A 19271-nucleotide genomic window follows, 5' to 3' on the forward strand; every position below is an offset into this window, starting at 1 on the left:
CGGCCCCGCCCCAGGTCAGGTACGGTCCGCCCATGGACAGTCAGGACACTCAGGGCGGCATCACCGTACAGCGGGCACTGGAGCTTCCCGGTCTGCGCGGCGGCCTCCCCGAGGTCGTCGCGGGCGCCGACCGGCTGCAGCGGACGGTGCGCTGGGTGCACGCGGGCGAGGTGCCGAACATCGCCTCGCTCCTCAAGGGCGGCGAGCTCCTGCTGACCACCGGCCTCGGCCTCGGCACCCGCCCCGCCGACCAGCGCGCCTTCGTCCGCGACCTCGCCGAGCGCGGCATCGCCGCGCTGGTCGTCGAGCTCGGGCCGCGGTTCGCGCGGCTGCCCGCCGCGCTCGTCGACACGGCGCGCGCCGCGGGCCTCCCCCTGGTCCAGCTGCACCGCGAGGTGCCCTTCGTGACGGTCACCGAAGAGGTGCACACGGAGATCGTCAACGGACACTACGCACTCCTTCGCCGCGCCGACGAGGTGCACGCGCGCTGCACCCGGGCGCTGCTCGGCGGCGGTGGCGTCCCCCAGGTCCTGTCCGTGCTCGCCGAGTTCAGCGGGAACCCGGTGTTCCTGGAGACCGCCGACGGCCAGCTCCTGTACGCGGCCGGGGCGGGCGGCGCCTGCGCGGACCCGCTCCAGGTGTGGGAGGGGCTGCGCGGGCGGCAGGCCGACCGGGACGAGCCGCCCGCGAACGCCGTCCTCGTGGACGTGCCCGGCGGCGGCCCCGGCGCGGGCTCGGTGCGCGCCCGCCTCGTGCTGCTCGCGGTGGAGTCAGCGCCGGCGCCCGTCCACCGGATCGCGGCCGAGCGGGCCGCGAGCAGCCTCGCGGTGGTCCTGATGCAGGCGCGCCAGGAGGAGGAGCTCGCCGCGCGCGGCCGCGGCGACTTCCTGACCGACCTGGCCGAGGGCCGCGTCACCGCCGACGACGCGCCCGCGCAGGCCCGGGTGCTCGGTTTCAAGCCGGGCCGCAGCCCGCTCCTGCCGGTCGTGATGCGCCTGGCCGACGCCACGGCGGGGCCGCACTCCGGCAGCGGCTGGGCGGTGCTCGCGCGGGCCGTCGGGGAGGAGCTCGCGGCGGTGGGCGTGCCGGTCCTGCTCGGTGTGCGCCCCGTGGAGGGGAGGGTTCCGCTCCTGCTCGGGCTGCGCGCGGAGACGGACCGCGCGACCGTCGCCGACCGGGTCGCCGGGGCGCTGCGGGCCGGGGTCGAGCGCGCGGGCATGCGGCGGGCGGACGCGCCGCCCCCGGTCGTGGTCGTGGGGGTCGCGGGCGGCTGGGCGGCGGCATCGGCCGGCCTTCGGCACGCGGCCGAGACGGCGACGGCGGCGCACGGCCTGCCGGAGCGGCCCTGGTACGACGCCCGGCGCCTGGACATCGACCTGCTCCTGTGGCGGCTGCACAGCCATGACAACACGGCCCTCGCGGCCTTCGTGGACCGCGCGATCGGCCCGCTGCGCGCCCACGACCAGCGCTCGCGTCCTCCGCTGCTGCCCACCCTGGAGACGTATCTGGCGCACGCGGGCCGCAAGGCGGAGACGGCCCGCGAGCTCCATCTGAACCGCCAGACCCTCTACAACCGCCTGGCCCGCATCGGCGAGCTGCTCGGCACGGACCTCGACGACCCGCAGACGGTCCTGGCCCTGAGCCTGGCCCTGCGGGCCCGCCGGCACGTGCCGTCCGGGGCGCCTCTGCCGGGGCAGGGGCTGGGCTAGCGGGGCGCTCCGGGCCAGCGCGGGCGGCCGACGGCGGCCCGGGCTAGTAGGAGGCCAGGGGCTGGGTCAACTCGTCGTACACGCTCAGGACTTGGGCGACCGTCTCGTCCTCGGTGGGCCAGGTGGCCGCCTGGGCCGCGCCCCGGCCCTTCAGCTCGGCGCGGCGCGCCTCGTCGGTCAGCAGCCGGACGACGGCGTCGGCGAGGGCCCCGGCGTCTCCGTAGGGGACGAGTTCGGCGGCGTCGCCGACCAGCTCGGGGATGCCGCCCACGGCCGTCGCGACGAGCGGCACGCGCGCGTGGAGGGCCTCCTGGGCCAGCAGGGAGCGCGACTCCCAGCTGCTCGGCAGCAGCGCGAGGTCGGCCGCGGCGAGCAGTTCGGGGACGTCGTCGCGCCGCCCCGCCAGACGCACGGGCAGGCACTCGGCGTCGATCCGGGCCTGCAGCGCGGACCGCAGGGTGCCCTCCCCCGCCACGACGAGTAGCGGCACCGGGTCGAGACGGCTCCAGGCGTGCGCGGCGTCAAGCAGGACGTCATAGCCCCGGTGCGCTTCGAGGGCGCCGACGGCGAGCAGCAACGGGCGGTCCACGGCTCCCAGTTCCGCGCGGATCTTGTGGCGGGGCAGTTCGTGCTCGCGGTCCTGGGCGTCGGCGCGGCGGGGCGCGGGGAGGGCGACGGGGGCGAGCCGGGCGTCGCGGGCGCCCCGGGTGCGGGCGCGGTCGACCAGGTCGGACGAGGTGCCGAGGACCACCGTCGCGGCCTTGGCGACGCGCCGCTCAAGCAGCCGCAGGACCTGTGCGCGGGCGCCGGAGGCATGGGCGCGGGTGTGCCAGGTGACGACCAGCGGGACCCGGCGCCCGGTCAGGGCGAGGGCGGCGCGGAGCGCGGCGTGCAGGCCGTGCGCGTGCACCAGGTCGGCGTCCGCGCAGGCCGCCCGGAGCGCGGCCACGGACGCCGGGTCACTGCGGCGGGGCACCGCCAGGTGCTCGGCGCCGCTGCCCGTGAAGTCGTACACCTGGTCGGCCTCGGCGGGGGCGCACACGGTGACGCGCACGCCTCTCGCGGCGAGCCCCGTGGCCAGGGACCGGACGTGCGCGCTGCTTCCCGCGCTGCCGCCGCCCAGGACTTGCACGGTGTGCAGCGGCGTCTGGCCCTGCGGTACGGGGCTGCTCACGTGGCTCACGCGGCCGGGGCTCCTGGGTCGGGTCGGCGGGCGGCGCGCCGACGTGTTGGGTGGGCGCCGACGGTTCGGGCGGGCGGTCGCCCGCCCGTCGCCGCGCCCAGGATGCCAGTCCGCACGACCGTTCCGGCACGTCCGAAAAGCCTCCTTCCGGATCGAGCCGGACAACTCCGCGTACGGGATCACTCACACGGATGATCACGAGCCGCGCACGGCCCCGCCGACCCCCGCATCTTCGCAACTCCGCCCCCGTGGCCGGAAGTCTTCGGCACGCTTCGGCGTGGCCGGAAGTGGTCAGCGCCTCGGCGCGGGCGCGCGGGCGGAGCCCAGGACCGGGACCGAGGGCGGGCCCGGGGCGCCCCACGAGGGCGCCCGGGCCTCAGCCGTCCGCCCGGGCCGCCGCGAGGAGCTCCTCGGCGTGGGCCCGCGCCGTCTCGGAGTCCTCCTGGCCCGCGAGCATCCGCGAGAGCTCCCGCACCCGCTCCTCCCCTTCGAGGACCTGCACCCCGGACCGCGTCACGGACCCGTCGTGCGTCTTCTCCACCAGCAGCTGCCGGTCCGCGAACGCGGCCACCTGCGGCAGATGGGTGACCACGACCACCTGCGCGGACTTGGCGAGCTTGGCGAGCCGCCGCCCGATCTCGACGGCGGCCTTGCCGCCGACACCGGCGTCGACCTCGTCGAAGAGATACGTCGGCACGGGATTCGTACCGGCGAAGACGACCTCGACGGCGAGCATCACGCGCGACAGCTCACCGCCGGAAGCGCCCTTGGCGATGGGCCGGGGCGGCGCTCCGGGGTGGGGGGCGAGCAGCAGTTCGACCTCGTCGACCCCGGCGGGGCCGCAGGCGACGGTGCGCCCGTCGATCTCCACGCCGTCGGGGTCGTCGGTCTGCCGTACGTCGATGCTCACGCGCGCGTGGGGCATGGCGAGCGAGGCCAGCTCCTCGGTGACGGCGGCCGCGAACCGGGCGGCGGCCTCCACCCGGGCCTCGGTCAGCTCGCGCGCGAGGGCGGCCAGTTCGGTGCGCAGCGCGTCCCGCTCGGCGGTGAGCTCGCCGAGGCGGTCGTCGTCGCCCTCCAGTTCGGCGAGCCGGGCCGCCCCGGCCTCGGCCCAGGCGAGCACCGCGCCGACGTCCTCGCCGTACTTCCGCGTCAGCTGGGTGAGCGCGGCGCGCCGCTCCTCGACGGCGGCCAGGCGCAGCGGGTCGGCGTCGAGGTCGTCGGCGTACCCGGCGAGTTCGCCCGCCACGTCGGCCAGCAGGATGCCGATCTCGCCGATGCGGTCGGTGAGGGCGGCGAGCGCGGGGTCGTGGGAGCGCACGGTCTCCAGGGCCCGGTGGGCGCCCGCGACGAGGGTGGAGGCGTCCACGCCCTCGGGGTCCTCGGGGTTGCCCGCGAGCGCCGCGTGCGCGGCGGTGGCGGCGGACGCCAGGGCCTCGGCGTGGCCCAGGCGCTCGGCCTCGGCGGAGAGTTCGGCGTCCTCGCCGGTGCGCGGCTCGACGGCCGCGACCTCGTCGAGGCCGTAGCGCAGCATGTCGGCTTCCTGGGCGCGCTCCCGCGCGCGCGTGGTGATCTCGTCGAGCTCCGCGCTGACGGCCCGCAGCCTGCGGTAGGCCGCCGTGTACTTGTCCAGCGGTACGGCAACGGCGTCGCCCGCGTACCGGTCGAGGGCGCCGCGCTGCCGGGCGGGCTTCAGCAGGCCCTGCTGGTCGCTCTGGCCGTGCACGGCGACGAGGTCGTCGGCGAGTTCGGACAGCAGCCCGACGGGCACGGAGCGGCCGCCGAGGTGCGCCCGGGAGCGGCCTTCGGCGGACACGGTACGGCTGATCAGCAGCACCCCGTCGTCGAGCTCGGCCCCGGCCTCCTCCGCGCGCAGGGCCGCCGAGGCGCCGTCGGGCACGGCGAGGCGCCCCTCCACGACCGCCGACTTGGCGCCGATCCGCACCAGGGCGGGGTCGGCGCGCCCGCCGAGCAGCAGGCCGAGGCTCGTGACGACCATCGTCTTGCCCGCGCCGGTCTCGCCGGTCACGGCGGTGAAGCCCGGCGACAGCTCGACGACGGCGTCGTCGATGACTCCGAGCGACCGTATGCGCATCTCCTCCAACACGGACATGACCTTACGAGGTCGGGGCTCCGGTGTGCGACGTGCCCTGGCGTCAGCTCGTAGGCGTTCTGTGAAGCCGCAGGTAACACGTGCTGCCCGAGTGCCGCCTGTCACCCACGGGAGTGGGGTTATCCCCCACAAGACTCTGGGGCGATCTTCATGGTGGGCGGGGTGCCCAGCACCCGACGATGGTCGTCATGAGTACAGGACTGGCACGGGCGGCGCTGCGGGCGCACCGCCCCGCTTTCATCGGCACGGCGGTCGCGGCGCTGTTCGCGGCCACGGTCGTCAGCGCGGCGACGATGGTGCTCCGCACGACGAGCACGGACGGCCTCTCAGCCACGGCCCGCGCCCGCCTGACGGAGAACGGCGTGGGCGACATGGCGACGGTGCTCCTGATCGGTTCGGTCTACATGTCGATATTCGTGGTCGCGTCGACGATGGGCACGGCCGTCGTGCAGCAGCACCGCGAGCTGGCCCTGGTGCGTTCCCTCGGGGCCCGGCCCCGGCAGGTCCGCCGCGCGGTGGCCCGACAGGCCCTGGCCGCGTCGGTCCCCGCCTCCCTCGTCGGCTTCGTCCTCGGCGGGGTGCTGGCCCGGGTGTGGTTCACGGGGATGGTGGACCACGGTCTGGTCCCCGCCGAGGTGGGCTTCCGCTTCAGCTGGCTGGCGCTGCCCGTGTGCGTGGGGGTCGCGGTGGTGACGTCCGCGCTCGCCGCCGTGCTGTCCGCGCTGCGGTTCTCCCTGCTCAGGCCCGCCCGCGCGCTGGACGAGGCGGCGGCGGGCCGGAAGGGGCTCGGGCGGCTGCGGGCTCCCCTCGGAGTACTGGCCATCGCCGGTGCGGTCACCGTGTCCGTCCTGCTTTCGCGGCAGCCCGCGGACGAGGCGGGCGAGGGGGCGTTCCTCGTCCTGATCCTGTTCTGCGTGGGCGCGGGCCTGCTCGGCCCCCGCATCATCGGGCCCGCCGCCTGGCTGGTGTCGGCCGTGGTCGGCCGCGTCGGCGGCTCATCGGCCCGTCTCGCCATGCTGAACGTCCGCTCCCAGCCCCGGCGCTTCTCGGCGGCGGTGGTGCCGCTGCTCCTGGTCGTCGGCTTCGGCCTCACCAAGGTCGCCATGCACACGACCGCTCAGCGCCACACCGGTTCCTCCGGCGACACGGGCGAGGTCTGGATGGACTACATGGGCACGTCGCTGTACGCGGGCTTCGCCGCGATCGCCTCGGCGAACACCCTGGCCATGATCTCCTTCGAGCGCCGCCGCGACCTGGCGCTGCTGCGCGTCGTCGGCTCCCAGCGCCGCCAGGTGCGGGCCATGGCGGCGTGGGAGGCCGTGGTGGTCGCCGGGACGGCGCTGTTCGTCGGCGGCGTGATCGCCCTCGCGACGCTCGCGCCCATGCTGAGCACGGCGTTCGGCTCGGCGGTGCCGTATCTGCCGGGGCCGGTGGCGGCGGGGATAGCGGCGGGCACGCTGCTGCTGACCCTGGCCGCCACCGGCCTGCCGGTCGCGTCGGTGCTGCGGCGCCGCGCGATAGCGGTGGTGAGCGGCACCTGATCCGCGGACGCGCGGCGGAGCGTCAGTGCGGCGCCCCCCGCCATCCCGACACCGGCAGGGCGAACTTCGCGACGAGGCGGTCCGTGAACGACGCGTGGTGCAGCCGCGCGAGCCGCACGGGCACGGCCCCCCGGCGCACCTCCACCCGCGCCCCGGCGGGCAGTTCGACGGTGCGCCGCCCATCGCACCACAGCACCCCGTGCGGCGTGTGCGGCTGCACCTCGACGGCGAGCACGGAGTCCGGCGAGGTCACCAGGGGCTTGGCGAACAGGGCGTGGGCGCTGATCGGCACCATCAGGAGCGCCTCCACCTCGGGCCACACCACGGGCCCGCCCGCCGAGAAGGCATACGCGGTCGAGCCGGTGGGGGTGGCGCACACGATGCCGTCGCAGCCGAAGCCGGTGACCGGGCGCCCGTCGATCTCCAGGACGACCTCGAGCATCCGCTCGGCCGACATCTTCTGCACGGCGGCCTCGTTGAGGGCCCAGTCGCGGTGCACGACATCGCCGTTGCTGTGCACGACGACGTCGACGGTCATGCGCTCCTCGACCTCGTAGGCCTTGGTGACGACGCGGTCGACGACCTTGTCCAGGTCATCGCGCTCGGCCTCGGCGAGGAAGCCGACGCGGCCGAGGTTCACCCCGAGCATCGGCACCCCGGAGGCGCGGGCGAACTCGGCGCCGCGCAGCAGCGTCCCGTCCCCGCCGAGGACGATGAGCAGTTCGCAGGCGTCCAGGCAGGCGGGGGTCGCCTCCTTGACGAGCTCCACCTCGTCGGGCAGCGGCAGGTCCGCCGCCTCCGCCTCCAGGACCCGCACGCCGAGGCCGCTGCGCAGCAGCCCCTGCACGACGAGTTCGGCGCTGCGGATGGCCGCGGGCCTTCCGGTGTGAGCGAGGAGAAAAACAGTACGAGCTCGGGTCTGACTCAACGGGGCCCCTCCGCCACGGCACGGTCGACGTCCGCCGGGTCGAGTTCCGGCGCCCCGGCGCGCAGCCACAGAAAGTACTCGACGTTGCCGGAAGGGCCGGGCAGCGGGCTCGCCGTCACCCCGCGCACCCCGAGGCCGAGCTCCTGCGCCTGTCGCGCCACGGTGCGCACCATCTCGGCCCGCAGCTCCGGCGAGCGGACCACGCCGCCGCTGCCGAGCCGCTCCTTGCCGACCTCGAACTGCGGCTTGACCATCAGGACGAGGTCCGCTTCGGGGGCCGCGCAGCGCGCGAGGGCGGGCAGCACGAGCCCGAGCGGAATGAAGGAGAGGTCCCCCACGACCAGGTCGACGGGGACGCCGTCGATGAGCTCGAGCGTCAACTCGCGTACGTTCGTACGGTCCTTGACGGTGACCCGGTCGTCGCTCTGGAGGGACCAGGCGAGCTGGCCGTAGCCGACGTCGACGGCGACGACGTGCGCGGCGCCCGCGCGCAGCAGCACATCGGTGAAGCCGCCGGTGGAGGCGCCGGCGTCGAGGGCGCGGCGGCCCTCCACGACGAGGCCCTCCGGCACGAAGGCCTTCAGGGCGCCCGCGAGCTTATGGCCGCCACGCGAGACGTAGTCGGGGTCGCCGTCGTCCTGGGCGACGACGATCGCGGCGGCCGTCTCCACCTGGGTCGCGGCCTTGGTCGCGACGGTCTTGCCCACGGTGACGCGACCGGCGGCGATCAGCTGGCTGGCGTGCTCGCGTGAGCGCGCGAGCTTCCGGCGCACCAGTTCGGCGTCGAGGCGGCGGCGTGCCACTCCTGCCACGTTCGGTTCAGCTCCTGTCGTCAAAAGCGTGCGGAGCGCCCGCGGGAGCGGGCGGCCCGGGAGGTGCGTCCAGCGCGGTCAGCGCGGAGCGCAGGCCCCGGTGCACATCCTCGTACACCTCGATGTGGCCGTCGGTGGCGAGGTGGTCGGCGTCGCCGAGCCGGTCGAGCGACGCGTCCACGTCGGCGTCGCCGGTGGCGGTGCGCGCCAGCCCCAGGGGGGCGGGCGCGGCGGGCTCCTCAGGGGCCTCCGCGCCGGTGTCGGACGGCGGCGGCACGGGCGGTTCCACCTCGGTGACCTCGGGCTCCGGGCCCGGCGTCGAGTCGCTCATGGCACGACGCTACCTCGAAGCCCTGCGGTACGGTCGATCACGATGGTGACCTTGGCGCAGTGCCGCGACGCGCTCGACGGGCTTTCGGCCGGCCTCGCGGGCGCCGACGGCGACGTCCGCGCGGCGGCGGCGCTCGACCGCTCCCTGAGCTGTCACCTCAAGGACCTGGACGTCACGTTCACCGGCCGGCTGCACAACGGCCGGATCGTGGTGTCCGGGCAGCACCAGGGACCGCCGCGCGAGCGGGCCCAGATCCGGCTCGCCCTCACGGGCGAGGACCTGGTGGCGCTGGTGTCGGGGCGCCTCGACTTCGCCCGGGCGTGGGCGGCGGGCCGCGTCCGGATCGAGGCGGGCTTCCGGGACCTGCTGCGGCTCAGGAAGCTGCTGTAGCCGGGACGGTCTTGCGTGCGCGCCGCGCCGCGGGCACCACCAGCGGCGTACCCGTCTCCGGGTCGTCGATGACCTGGCACCGCAGGCCGAAGGTCTCTTCCACGAGGTCCGCCGTGACGATGTCGGACGGCGTGCCCTCGGCGACGACCTCGCCGTCGCGCAGCGCGATCAGGTGCGTGGCGTAGCGGGCGGCGTGGTTGAGGTCGTGCAGGACGGCGACGAGGGTGCGGCCCTGTTCCTCGTGGAGTTCGGCGCACAGGTCGAGGACGTCGATCTGGTGCTGGATGTCGAGGTACGTGGTGGGCTCGTCGAGCAGGAGCAGCGGTGTCTGCTGTGCGAGCGCCATCGCGATCCACACGCGCTGGCGCTGGCCGCCGGAGAGCTCGTCGACGTACCGGTCGGTGAGTTCGGCGACGCCGGTGGACTCCATCGACTCGCGCACGATCCGCTCGTCGTCGCCCGACCACTGCCGCAGGAGGCCCTGGTGGGGGTAGCGGCCGCGGGCCACGAGGTCGCCGACGGTGATGCCGTCGGGCGCGATGGACGACTGCGGGAGCAGTCCGAGCGTGCGCGCGACCTTCTTCGCGGGCATCGAGTGGATGACGTCGCCGTCCAGGAGCACCCGCCCCGCCGAGGGCTTCAGCATCCGCGACAGGGCGCGCAGGAGCGTGGACTTGCCGCAGGCGTTGGGGCCGACGATCACCGTGAAGGAGTTGTCCGGGATCTCCACGGAGAGCTTCTCCGCGATGACGCGCTGGTCGTAGCCGAGAGTCACGTCGTCGGCGATGAGCCGGTTCACAGGGCACGCTCCTGGTCGTGGGGTGGTACGGGAGTTGCGTGGGGCGCGCGGGAGGCACGGGTGGCGCGATGCGCCCGGGAGTCGCGGGGCACTCGGGAGGCGCGGGACGCTCGGGAGGCGGCGCGCGGCGTCATATCCGCCCCGCCTTGCGCTCGGTGACGAGGAGCCACAGCAGATAGACGCCGCCGAGGACGCCGGTGACGACGCCGACGGGCAGCTGGTCGGCGCCGAACGCCCGCTGCGAGGCCCAGTCGGAGACGATCAGCAGGGTGGCGCCCATGCACATCGAGGGCAGCAGGTTGGGGCCCGGGGAGCGGGTCAGGCGGCGGGCGAGCTGCGGCGCGGTCAGCGCGACGAAGCTGACGGGCCCGGCGGCGGCGGTCGCGGCGGCGGTGAGCAGCACGGCGCAGCCCATCAGGGCGACGCGGGTGCGTTCGACGGGCACCCCGAGCGCGTACGCGACGTCGTCGCCCATCTCCAGCATCCGCAGCGGACGGGCGTGCGCGACGACGATCGGCAGCAGCAGGAGGCACAGCCAGAACAGCGGCCACACCTGGTCCCAGTCGCGGCCGTTGAGCGAGCCGGTCATCCAGACGACGGCGCGCGCCGCGTCGACGAAGTCGGCCTTGGTGAGCAGATAGCCGTTCAGGGCGACGGCGAAGGCGTTCATGCCGATGCCGACGAGGACGAAGCGGTAGCCGTGCACGCCGCGCTTCCAGGCGAGCAGATACATGGCGGCGCCGGTGACCAGGCCGCCGATCAGCGCGCCCGCCGCGACCTGGCTCGCGCCGCCCGAGAAGACGACGATCACCACGAGCGCGCCCGCGGTCGCGCCCTGGCCGAGGCCGAGCACGTCCGGGCTGCCCAGCGGGTTGCGGGAGAGGGACTGGAACAGCGCGCCGCCGAGCCCGAGGGTCGCGCCCACGAGCAGCCCGACGAGGACCCGCGGCAGCCGCAGCTCGTTGATGATGAAGTCCTGCCCGGCGTCCCCCTGCCCGAACAGGGTGCGGACGACGTCGGCGGCGGGGATGGGGAAGTCGCCGGTGCCGATCAGTACGACGCTGCCGACGAGGGCCGCGGCCACGAGCGCCACCACGACTGCGGCCGTGCGGACGTCGAGGCGGACCGAGAGCCCGGCCCGGGTGCGTATCGCCTTCACAGCTGGGCCATCCTCTGCCGTCGTACCAGGAAGATGAAGACCGGGGCGCCGATGGCCGCGGTGACGACGCCGACCTGGAGCTCGGCCGGGCGCGAGACGATCCGGCCGAGCACGTCGGCGCCGAGCAGCAGGACGGGCGAGAGGATCGCGGAGTACGGCAGGATCCAGCGCAGGTCGGGTCCGGTGAGGGAGCGCACGACGTGCGGCACCATCAGGCCGACGAACATGATGGGCCCGCAGGCGGCGGTCGCGGCCCCGCACAGCAGGGTCGCGGCGGCCATCGACAGGGCGCGGGTGCGCGTCAGATGGGCGCCGAGGGCGCGGGCGGTGTCGTCGCCCATGGCCAGGGCGTTCAGCGGCCGGGCGAGGCCGAGCGCGAGGACGGTGCCGACGGCGAGGAAGGGCGCGACCTGCTCGATGGTGTCCATCTTGGCCGAGGCCAGCGAACCGACCGTCCAGAAGCGCATCTTGTCGAGCGCGGCGTTGTCCGTGACCATCACGGCCTGGAGATAGCCGGTGAGCGCCGCGCTCAGCGCCGTACCGGCGAGCGCGAGCCGCACGGGCGTGGCGTTGCGGGTGCCGCCGAGGAGATAGACGAGGGCGCCGACGATCGCCGCGCCCGCGAAGGCGAACCACACATAGCCGGTGAGCGAGGTGACGCCGAAGAAGCTGATGGCGGTGACGACGGCGGCCGAGGCGCCCATGTTGATCCCGAGGAGGCCGGGGTCGGCCAGCGGATTGCGGGTCAGGGCCTGCAGGACGGCGCCGGACAGGCCGAGCGCGATGCCCGCGAGGACCCCGAGCAGGGTGCGCGAGAGGCGCTCGCCGACGACCACGTCGGCGTACCTCCCCGTGTCCTCGAACAGCCCGTGCCAGACCTGCCCCATGGACAGCGGCTTGGCACCGACGGCGATGCTCGCGAACACCACCGCGAGCAGCAGCACGGTGGCGAGAACTAGCCCGAGGCCACGTATCAGGCGGCGGTTGGGCGGCGCGGGAGCGGCTTCCGCGCGCGGTTCGGGGGGACTGTCGACCAACACGAGGTTAGGTTAGCCTACCCTCCCATTCACTCCCTCCTCTGGCTCGACGACCCGACGAGAGGCGCTCCCGCATGCCCAGGCCACTCCTCCGCCCCTCAGGGCTCGCACGCCACACCCTCTGGACAGCGAAGAAGGTCGCCTGATGCGCGCACGCCAGCACCCCCTCTCCCGCCGCGGCCTGCTCACCGCGGGCGCGGCCCTCGGCCTCGGCGGCCTCCTCACGGCCTGCGGCGACGACGGCGACGGCGGCGGCTCGTCGTCGGGCGGCTCCGGCAAGGCCTGGAGCTTCAAGGACGACCGGGGCAAGGTCGTGAAGGCCGACGCGGCCCCCAAGACCATCGTGGCGTTCATCAGCACCGCCGCGGCCCTGCACGACTACGGCGTCGAGTGCACCGGCGTCTTCGGCCCCTCCGAGCCGGTCGGCGGCAAGCCCAACCCGCAGGCGGGCGACCTGGACGTCGCCAAGCTCACGAGCCTGGGCTCGGCGTGGGGCCAGTTCAACATCGAGAAGTACGCGGCCCTCAAGCCGGACCTGCTGATCAGCAACATGTTCCCGCCGCCCGCGCTGTGGTTCGTCCCCGACGAGAGCAGCAAGAAGATCGCCGCGCTCGCGCCGACCATCGGCATCAACGGCGCCCGCGTCTCCCTCCTGGAGCCGCTGAAGCGCTACACCGACCTCGCCAAGGCCCTCGGCGGCGACCTGGAGTCGGCGAAGGCACGCGCCGCCAAGGCCCGCTTCGACAAGGCCGAACGGACCCTGCGCGAGGCGGCGAAGGCCAACGGCGGCCTGAAGGTCATGGCGATGACGGGCGACGACGACCAGATGTACGTCGCCGTCCCGGACTCGTACTGCGACCTCAACTATTTCAAGGACCTCGGCGTCGAGTTCGTCGAGGGAAAGAAGAGCGACGAGTGGGGCTTCTGGGAGTTCCTCAGCTGGGAGAACGCCAATAAGTACCACGCCGACCTCATCATGATCGACAACCGTTCCAGCGCGCTGCCGCCCAAGGAGCTCGCCAAGAAGCCCACCTGGAACAAGCTCCCGGCCGTCAAGGCGGGCCAGACCGTCCCGTGGTCCATGGAGGAGCGCTACAGCTACGCGGGTTACGCGCCCGTCCTGGAGCGGCTGGCGGCGGCCGTCGAGAAGTCGAAGAAGCTCAAGCGCTGACGGCCGCCCCAGCGGCACCCAGCGGCACCCACCCAACGAACCGGAGGAGGCCCACCCCATGGCCGACGCCCCGTTCCAGTTCTTCGACGCCCGGGTCCTGCGCACCGAGCGCCTCACCCCGTCCATGGTCCGCGTGGCCTTCGGCGGCTGTGGCCTCGCGCGCATGGCCTCGGGCGGCAGGGACCAGCGCTTCAAGGTGTTCCTGCCCCAGCCGGGCCAGGACGCGCCGGTCATGCCGGACACCACCGCCGCCGACTGGTACGCCGCCTGGCGCGCCCTCGACCCGGCCGTACGCGGCATCATGCGCACGTACACCATCCGCGAACTGCGCCGCGACCCACACGAGTTGATCGTCGACTTCGCCGTGCACGAGGCGGGTACGGCGACGAGCGAGGGCCCGGCGTCCCGCTGGGCCCACACCGCGCGCCCCGGTTCCCGCGTCGGCGTCCTCGCGCCCGTCGAGGAGGAGAACGCGGCGTACGACTTCCGCCCGCCCGCTGACACCGACTGGATCCTCCTGACCGGCGACGAGTCGGCGCTGCCCGCCGTGGCGGGCATCCTCGACGCGCTCGCCCCCGGCACCCGGGTCCTGGCCTGGCTGGAGCTCCACGATCCGGCCGACCGCCAGGAGCTGTCCACCAAGGCGGACGCGGACATCACCTGGCTCACCGGCGAGGGCGCCACCCTGAAGGCGATCGGCGCCACGCCCTTCCCGCCCGGCACGCCCTACGCCTGGATCGCGGGCGAGTCCACGACGGTCAGGTCCCTGCGCCGCCACCTGGTCAACGACCGCACCATCGACCGCACCCGCATCAAGTTCACGGGCTACTGGCGCAAGGGGACCACGGAAGACCAACTCCTGGCAGAGCCAGTGGCATCAAGCCCGTCCGGCGCTTGAGGACGAGGCGCGGAGCGCCAATGCCGTTCAGCCCGTCCGGCGTTTGAGGACGAGGCGCCGAGCGCCAATGCTGTTCAGCCCGTCCGGCGTTTGAGGACGAGGCCGAAGGCCGATAGGCGGGGTCCAGGGGCGGCAGCCCCTGGTCTCGGGAAGGGGCGGGTTCGGGGACTATCCCACCTCAAACCCCCACCCGCCCTACAACCCCAGCCGAGCCAACGCCTTCCCCCCATCAAGCCCACACACTCCACTCCCCCCGGCCGCCCAGGCCACCGCACACAACGCCCGCAACCCATCCACCACCCCTTCCCCATCCCCTTCCTCGTCCCCCTCCAGCACCAGCCCATCCCCCCGCACAGAGGCAACCCACCCCCCACAAGCGAACCCACCCTCAACAGCCGTCACCTCAGGCTGAGACGTGAGCATCCCCCGCAGATCCGCGTCCACATACGTGGGCCGATGCTCGGGCCGAGCCGCGAGCAGCGCCGCCCCGTCCGTCACCCCCGTGAGCACGAGCAGCGAGTCCACACCCCCGTTGAACGCGCCCTCGATGTCCGTGTCGAGCCGGTCCCCCACCACCAGCGGCCGCTCCGCACCGGTCCGCAGGATCGTCTCCCGGTGCATCGGGGGCAGCGGCTTGCCCGCCACCTGGGGCTCGGCCCCCGTCGCGATCCGTACGACCTCGACGGCCGCGCCGTTGCCGGGCGCGATGCCCCGCGCGCTGGGAATGGTCAGGTCCGTGTTGGAGGCGAACCAGGGCACCCCGCGCGCGATCGCGTAGCAGGCCTCGGCGAAGCGTCCCCACGGCAGACCCGGCCCGCCGTACCCCTGCACGACCGCAGCCGGCGAGTCGTCCGCGGACTCGACCGGCTCCAGGCCGCGCTCACGCAGAGCGACCCTGAGCCCCTCGCCACCGATCACCAACACCCGTGCCCCCGGGGGCAGTTGCTCGCTCATGAGGCGGGCGACGGCCTGCGCCGAGGTGATCACCTCCGGCGCGTCGGTCGGAATGCCGAGCTCGGTCAGGTGTGCCGCCACCGCGTCCGGCGTCCGCAGCGCGTTGTTCGTCACGTAAGCAAGCCGCATCCCGCCCGAGCGGGCCGTTTCCAGCGACTCGACGGCGTGCGCGATCGCGTGCCCGCCCGCGTACACCACCCCGTCCAGGTCGAGCAGCGCGGTGTCGTAGGCCTCGCTCAGCGCCCGTGCGCTTCCCGCGGGCCGGGTCCTGACGCTCTGACCGCCGGTCTGGCTCATTACGTATCGCTCCTCGATCGATCCACTCCCCCGATCATCGCGTATGCCACTGACACACATACGATGCCCTAATGAACACAGCGGGTCACACGGACAGCCCAGGCCTCGACCTGATCCCGTTCCGGGGCGTGCGCTACGACCCCCAGCGGGTCGGCAGCCTCGCCGCCGTGACCTCACCCCCGTACGACGTGGTCGTACGGCCCGACGGCCTCCTCGAATTGGAGTCCTCCGACCCGCACAACATCGTCCGTCTCATCCTGCCGCAGGCGACCACGCAGTCCGCCCGGGACCGGCAGGCCGCGGACACCCTGCACGACTGGCTCAGCGAGGGCACCCTCGCCCCGGATCCGCTGCCCAGCCTGTACGTGTACGAGCAGCGCGACGGCGACATCCTCCAGCGCGGCATCATCGGCGCCCTGCGCCTGTCGGAGCCGTCGGCGGGCGTCGTCCTGCCGCACGAGGACGTCATGCCGCACGTGATCGACGACCGCGCGTCCCTGATGCGCGCCACGGCCGCCAACCTCGAACCGCTGCTGCTGACCTACCGTGGCGACTCCGCCACCAACGGCACCGCCGCCGCCATAGAGCGTGCCGCGCGTCACAAGCCGCTGCTCTCCACGACCACGGAGGACGGCTTCAGCCACCGTCTGTGGGCGGTGACCGATCCGGCGGAGATCACCGAGATCCGGTCAGATCTCGCCCGCCACCAGGCCCTCATCGCCGACGGCCACCACCGCTGGGCCACCTGCCTGCGGCTGCGCTCCGAGCACGAGTCGCCGGGCCCCTGGGACTTCGGCCTGGTCCTGCTCGTGGACACGGCCCGCTATCCGCTGCGGGTCCGCGCCATCCACCGCTATCTGCACCGGCTGCCGGTCGCCGACGCCCTCGCGGCCCTGGACGGCTCCTTCCGGGTGCGCACCCTGGAGTGCCCGCTCGCCCAGGCCCTCGACGCCCTGGCCGAGGCGGCGGAGGAGGGCAACGCGTTCCTCCTCGCGGGCGACGGCTCGTACCACCTCGTCGACCGCCCGTCCCCGGACCTCATCGCCCGTACGGTGCCGAACGGCCGCCCGGAGGCCTGGCGCGCCCTCGACGCCACGGTCCTGCACGCCACACTCCTCGACCATCTCTGGCACATCCCGGACGCCCCGGAGCACATCGCGTACATCCACCACACGGAGGCCACGGTCGAGAAGGCCGAGCGGGAGGGCGGCACGGCGGTCCTGATGCATCCGGTCCGCGAAGAGGTGGTACGCGACCTGGCCCGCCAGGGCGTCACGATGCCCCGCAAGTCGACGTCGTTCGGCCCGAAGCCCGCGACGGGCCTGGTCCTGCGCGACCTGGCGTTCTGAACCAGCCTGAACCCGTCACACCCATACGCCCGAGGGGCGGGCCTTCCTAGGAAGGCCCGCCCCTCAGTGTTCACGTCGCGCTAGCGCCAGACCAGATCAGTCCTCACGACGCTCCTGCGAACGCTCGTCGACATCGACATCAGCGTCAGCAGCGGCGGCGGACTCACCCTCAGCCCCGGAACCAACCTCGGCACCGGCACCGGCCTCGGCCTCATCGTCGACCTCGGTGACGGCCTCAGTGACGACCTCAGTGGCATCGTCGACGGCGTCTTCCTGGAGAGCGTCGACGAACTCGACACCGTCCAGCTCCGCGAGCCGGTCGGACGCGTCGGTGCTGCCGTCCTTGTCGGACTCGATGGCCTTGGCGAACCACTCCCGCGCCTCGCCCTCGCGCCCGGCCGCCAGCAGGGCGTCGGCATACGCGTACCGCAGCCGCGCGGTCCAGGGCTGCACGGAGTTGGACGCGAGCTCGGGGCTCTGCAGCGTGACGATCGCGGCGTCCAGCTGCCCCATGTCACGGCGGGCACCGGCGGCCACGAGCCGCATCTCGACCTGTCCGGCCTTGTCGAGCTTGTGCACCTCGGGCGCTCCGGCCATCTCGAGGGCCTTCTCGGGCCGCCCGAGACCCCGCTCGCAGTCAGCCATGACGGGCCACAGCTCCACGCCACCGCTCATGCGCCGCGCGGTCCGGAACTCAGCGAGCGCCTCGCTGTACTTCTGGTTCGCGTACGCGACGAAGCCTGCCGCCTCGCGTACGGCGGCGACGCGCGAGGCGAGCCGCAGGGCCACCTTGGCGTAGCCGTAGGCCTGCTCGGGGTCCTCGTCGATGAGCCGCGCGACCATCACCAGGTTCTTGGCGACGTCCTCAGCGAGGCCCTTCGGCAGGCTCTGGAGCTCCTGCCGTACGTCCTTGTCGATCTCGTCGCCGGTGACGTCCTCCGGGATCGGCAGCCGCTTGATGGGCTCGCGGTCACCGCGGTCGCGGTCGTCGTTCCGGAAGCCACCGCGGTCATCGCGTCCCCGGAAGCCACCGGGGCGCCCCCGGCTGTCGTCACGCCGGGGCCCTCCATGCCCGCGGAAGCCACCGCGGTCACGGCTGTCGTCCCGGTCGCGACGGAACCCACCGCGCTCACCACGGTCGCGGTCGTCGCGCCGGTCATCCCGGCGATCGTCGCGGCGGAACCCACCACGGTCACCACGGTCCCGGTCGTCACGGCGGTCATCGCGACGGAACCCACCACGCTCACCACGGTCACGGTCATCACGCCGGTCATCCCGACGGTCGTCACGGCGGTCATCGCGCCGAAACCCGGGCCGGTCGCCATCACGCCGGAACCCACCACGGTCCCGATCATCACGACGGTCATCGCGCCGGAAACCACCACGGTCTCCACGGTCGCGGTCATCACGACGGAAGCCGGGACGGTCACCATCACGACGGTCATCACGGCGATCGTCACGCCGGTCATCACGACGGAACCCACCACGGTCATCACGCCGGTCATCCCGGCGGTCGTCACGGCGGAAGCCAGGCCGGTCACCGTCACGGCGGAACCCACCACGATCACCACGGTCCCGATCATCACGGCGGTCATCGCGACGGAAACCACCGCGATCCCCACGGTCACGGTCATCCCGGCGGTCATCACGGCGGTCATCACGCCGGAAGCCAGGCCGGTCGCCATCACGCCGGAACCCGCCACGGTCCCCACGATCCCGATCATCACGACGATCGTCACGACGGAAGCCACCACGGTCGCCACGATCACGGTCATCACGGCTACGGAAACCGCCACCGCCACGGTTGTCATCGCGACGGAAGCCACCACGATCCCCGCGGTCGCGGTCATCACGCCGGTCATCGCGACGGTCGTCCCGGCGGTCATCGCGCCGGAAACCACCACGGTCTCCACGGTCGCGGTCGTCACGACGGAAGCCGGGACGGTCACCATCACGACGGTCATCACGGCGATCGTCACGACGGTCATCACGACGGTCATCACGACGGAAGCCAGGCCGGTCGCCATCACGACGGAAACCACGGTCGTTGTCACGACGCGGCCCACTGTCGTTGTCCCGGCGGGGCCCGCTGCGGTAGCCGCCCCGGTCGCCACCGTCCCGGCGGCGCTGCTCGCGCTCCGGTCGCTCGTCGGGAGAGTTGGTGGCCATCGGTGACTCCTAGTCTTCGGTACCGCAGTCAGTCTGACGCAGTCGCGTGGTCTGCGCTCTTCGGCAAAACAAAAAGGACCCTTGGTCCCAGCGTGAACGCTGGGACCAAGGGTCCTCCAATAATTGTTCGGCGGCGTCCTACTCTCCCACAGGGTCCCCCCTGCAGTACCATCGGCGCTGAAAGGCTTAGCTTCCGGGTTCGGAATGTAACCGGGCGTTTCCCTCACGCTATGACCACCGAAACCCTTTGAATTTCCCGCCGCGAAGCGGGACCTCAAACAGGGCAGCGAACAAGCACACTTTTTAGTTAAATAGTGACTGTTCAGCCGACACGGCTGTTCGTGGTTTCAGAACCAACACAGTGAACGCGAGCAACTGAGGACAAGCCCTCGGCCTATTAGTACCAGTCAACTCCACCCGTTACCAGGCTT

At 73.3% G+C, this 19271-nt stretch carries 16 protein-coding genes, 1 rRNA gene and 1 pseudogene; 6 read left to right on the forward strand and 12 right to left on the reverse strand.

Going from position 1 to position 19271, the window contains the following annotated elements:
- Window positions 1-32: 32 nt before the first annotated feature.
- Window positions 33-1709, forward strand: coding sequence for a PucR family transcriptional regulator (locus AC07A4_RS40590; protein ID WP_478609419.1), 1677 nt, complete (start codon window positions 33-35; stop codon window positions 1707-1709).
- A gap of 43 nt (window positions 1710-1752) precedes the next feature.
- Here the strand turns inward: AC07A4_RS40590 and AC07A4_RS40595 are convergent, their stop codons facing one another.
- On the reverse strand, window positions 1753-2892 hold the full coding sequence (locus tag AC07A4_RS40595) for a glycosyltransferase family 4 protein (protein ID WP_478609422.1): 1140 nt from the start codon (window positions 2890-2892) through the stop codon (window positions 1753-1755).
- Between the two features lie 376 nt (window positions 2893-3268).
- Window positions 3269-5005 (reverse strand): DNA repair protein RecN, encoded by a 1737-nt coding sequence (gene recN / locus AC07A4_RS40600; RefSeq protein WP_478609425.1) that lies wholly within the window; start codon window positions 5003-5005, stop codon window positions 3269-3271.
- Between the two features lie 188 nt (window positions 5006-5193).
- Here recN and AC07A4_RS40605 point away from each other — a divergent pair, with 188 nt between their 5' ends.
- Window positions 5194-6546 carry an FtsX-like permease family protein gene (locus tag AC07A4_RS40605; protein ID WP_478609427.1) on the forward strand — a complete coding sequence of 451 codons (1353 nt, stop codon included), beginning with the start codon at window positions 5194-5196 and terminating at the stop codon, window positions 6544-6546.
- Between the two features lie 22 nt (window positions 6547-6568).
- Here the strand turns inward: AC07A4_RS40605 and AC07A4_RS40610 are convergent, their stop codons facing one another.
- From AC07A4_RS40610 to AC07A4_RS40620, 3 genes are read right to left on the reverse strand one after another with little or no spacing between them, the layout of a single operon-like run.
- Complete coding sequence (locus tag AC07A4_RS40610) at window positions 6569-7474, reverse strand: NAD kinase (protein WP_478609429.1); 906 nt, start codon at window positions 7472-7474, stop codon at window positions 6569-6571.
- Window positions 7471-8286, reverse strand: a complete 816-nt coding sequence (locus tag AC07A4_RS40615; protein WP_478609431.1) for a TlyA family RNA methyltransferase — start codon at window positions 8284-8286, stop codon at window positions 7471-7473. Before AC07A4_RS40615 ends, AC07A4_RS40610 begins: the two co-directional genes overlap by 4 nt.
- A 7-nt stretch (window positions 8287-8293) precedes the next feature.
- Window positions 8294-8617 carry a hypothetical protein gene (locus tag AC07A4_RS40620; RefSeq protein WP_478609434.1) on the reverse strand — a complete coding sequence of 108 codons (324 nt, stop codon included), beginning with the start codon at window positions 8615-8617 and terminating at the stop codon, window positions 8294-8296.
- A gap of 42 nt (window positions 8618-8659) precedes the next feature.
- Between AC07A4_RS40620 and AC07A4_RS40625 the strand changes: the two genes are divergently transcribed.
- Window positions 8660-9007, forward strand: coding sequence for an SCP2 sterol-binding domain-containing protein (locus AC07A4_RS40625; protein WP_478609436.1), 348 nt, complete (start codon window positions 8660-8662; stop codon window positions 9005-9007).
- On the opposite strand, the gene AC07A4_RS40630 is transcribed toward AC07A4_RS40625, so the two are convergent.
- From AC07A4_RS40630 to AC07A4_RS40640, 3 genes are all read right to left on the reverse strand, one after another.
- Complete coding sequence (locus tag AC07A4_RS40630; RefSeq protein WP_478609438.1) at window positions 8991-9806, reverse strand: ABC transporter ATP-binding protein; 816 nt, start codon at window positions 9804-9806, stop codon at window positions 8991-8993. The genes AC07A4_RS40625 and AC07A4_RS40630 overlap by 17 nt on opposite strands.
- Window positions 9807-9936: 130 nt before the next feature.
- On the reverse strand, window positions 9937-10965 hold the full coding sequence (locus tag AC07A4_RS40635; RefSeq protein WP_478609440.1) for a FecCD family ABC transporter permease: 1029 nt from the start codon (window positions 10963-10965) through the stop codon (window positions 9937-9939).
- Window positions 10962-12005, reverse strand: a complete 1044-nt coding sequence (locus AC07A4_RS40640; RefSeq protein WP_478609443.1) for a FecCD family ABC transporter permease — start codon at window positions 12003-12005, stop codon at window positions 10962-10964. The genes AC07A4_RS40635 and AC07A4_RS40640 overlap by 4 nt, the downstream gene beginning before the upstream one ends.
- A gap of 142 nt (window positions 12006-12147) precedes the next feature.
- Here AC07A4_RS40640 and AC07A4_RS40645 point away from each other — a divergent pair, with 142 nt between their 5' ends.
- Together AC07A4_RS40645 and AC07A4_RS40650 are read left to right on the forward strand one after the other, a co-directional pair.
- On the forward strand, window positions 12148-13173 hold the full coding sequence (locus AC07A4_RS40645) for an ABC transporter substrate-binding protein (RefSeq protein WP_478609446.1): 1026 nt from the start codon (window positions 12148-12150) through the stop codon (window positions 13171-13173).
- A gap of 58 nt (window positions 13174-13231) precedes the next feature.
- A complete protein-coding gene (locus tag AC07A4_RS40650) occupies window positions 13232-14071 on the forward strand; it encodes a siderophore-interacting protein (protein WP_478609449.1) in 840 nt (279 codons plus the stop codon).
- A gap of 195 nt (window positions 14072-14266) precedes the next feature.
- On the opposite strand, the gene AC07A4_RS40655 is transcribed toward AC07A4_RS40650, so the two are convergent.
- Window positions 14267-15322 (reverse strand): HAD hydrolase-like protein, encoded by a 1056-nt coding sequence (locus AC07A4_RS40655; RefSeq protein ID WP_478609451.1) that lies wholly within the window; start codon window positions 15320-15322, stop codon window positions 14267-14269.
- Between the two features lie 71 nt (window positions 15323-15393).
- Between AC07A4_RS40655 and AC07A4_RS40660 the strand changes: the two genes are divergently transcribed.
- Window positions 15394-16671, forward strand: a complete 1278-nt coding sequence (locus tag AC07A4_RS40660) for a DUF1015 family protein (RefSeq protein WP_478609453.1) — start codon at window positions 15394-15396, stop codon at window positions 16669-16671.
- Window positions 16672-16767: 96 nt separating this feature from the next.
- Here AC07A4_RS40660 and AC07A4_RS40665 read toward each other — a convergent pair whose 3' ends face one another.
- From AC07A4_RS40665 to rrf, 3 genes and pseudogenes are all read right to left on the reverse strand, one after another.
- Entirely contained in the window at window positions 16768-17622 is an 855-nt protein-coding gene (locus tag AC07A4_RS40665; RefSeq protein WP_478609472.1) for a tetratricopeptide repeat protein, read from the reverse strand.
- 459 nt (window positions 17623-18081) lie between these two features.
- Window positions 18082-18543 (reverse strand): annotated as a pseudogene (locus AC07A4_RS40670) (hypothetical protein); the annotation flags it as partial.
- 422 nt (window positions 18544-18965) lie between these two features.
- A 5S ribosomal RNA gene (rrf, locus tag AC07A4_RS40675) occupies window positions 18966-19082 on the reverse strand.
- Between the last annotated feature and the right edge of the window lie 189 nt (window positions 19083-19271).

This window comes from Streptomyces sp. NPDC043996, from assembly GCF_056435225.1.